This window comes from Micromonospora maritima (assembly GCF_902825405.1).
In the GTDB taxonomy this organism is placed as follows: domain Bacteria; phylum Actinomycetota; class Actinomycetes; order Mycobacteriales; family Micromonosporaceae; genus Micromonospora; species Micromonospora maritima.
Genome location: NZ_CADEAU010000880.1, coordinates 1 through 1,195, shown reverse-complemented (window position 1 = coordinate 1,195; position 1,195 = coordinate 1). Strand labels below are relative to the sequence as shown.

The 1,195-nt window shown below is 75.6% G+C and carries 1 protein-coding gene and 1 pseudogene; both read right to left on the bottom strand.

The features are described 5' to 3' along the window. Positions 1-103 precede the first annotated feature (103 nt). Positions 104-385: pseudogene (locus HUW36_RS33225) on the bottom strand (siderophore-interacting protein); the annotation flags it as partial. A gap of 33 nt (positions 386-418) precedes the next feature. After that, positions 419-1,195: iron chelate uptake ABC transporter family permease subunit (locus HUW36_RS33220; RefSeq protein ID WP_174531627.1), on the bottom strand; the 777-nt coding region annotated here is incomplete at its 5' end.

Genomic DNA, 1,195 nt, shown 5'->3' with positions numbered 1-1,195 from the left:
TGCCGTGGAACGGGCCGTACTACGCGCGCTGCGGATTCCGCGAGCTGGACGCCTCCGCACTGACGCCGGGGCTGATCGCGCTGCTGGTCGCCGAGGCGGACCCCGGACGGACGGCCCGGACGGTGTAGGTGCGGATCGGGCTGCGCCGCTCCGCCGGCAGGTCCCGCCACCGCTGGTACCAGTCGGGTCCGGCGGGCAGCTCCGCCGACGCGCCCTCGGCCGCCGGCAGGGCCAGCTTGATCCGCTGGTCGTAGCCGTTGTCGGCGAACCGGTCCAGGTCCGGTCCGGCGAACGTCACGCGCAGGAACGACGGGCCGAGCCGGCGCAGCGCGCGTACCTCGACGGTGAAGACGCGCCAGGGCGCGGCGGCCAGGGTGCTCGTCATCGGAAGACGTCCTCTCGGGATCGCGGGGTGTGCTCAGCGGGCGCTGCGGGAGCGCCACAGCAGCCAGACGAAGTAGGGGGTGCCGACCAGCGCGGTGACCAGGCCGGCGGGAATCTGCGCGGGCGCGATGACGGTGCGACCGAGCGTGTCGGCGAGGCTGACCAGGGTCGCGCCGAGCAGCACCGCCACCGGCACGACGCGGGTGTGCCGGCCGCCGACAAGCGCCCGGGCGGCGTGCGGCGCGACCAGGCCGACGAAGCCGATCACGCCGACCGCCGACACGGCCGTGGCGGTGAGCAGCGCGGCCACGCCGAGCGCCACCAGCCGGGCGCGTTCCAGCCGGACGCCGAGCACCCGGGGCGTGTCGTCGTCCAACGCCAGCAGGTCGAGTTCGCGCCGGATCCCGGCCACCACCGGGACGGCGACCAGCAGCGCGACCGCCACCGGCAGCACCTGCGGTGCGGTGCGCCCGTAGGTGGAGCCGGACAGCCAGGTCAGCGCCTTGCCGGTGTTCCACGGGTCGGAGGACAGCACGATGAACGTGATCACCGCGGCGCCGCCCTGCCAGACCGCGAAGCCGATCAGCACCAGCCGGTCGGAGTTGAGGCCGCGCTGCCTCGCCAGCCCGTAGACCAGCCCGAACGCGGCGACCGCGCCGAGACCGGCGGCACCGGAGAGCGCGGCCACCCCGGCCGTCGGGGCGAACGTCAGCAGCGACACCGCGCCGATGCCGGCGCCGCCGGTGATACCGAGGATGCCCGGCTCGGCCAGCGGGTTGCGGCACACCGCCTGCACGGTGGTGCCGGCCAG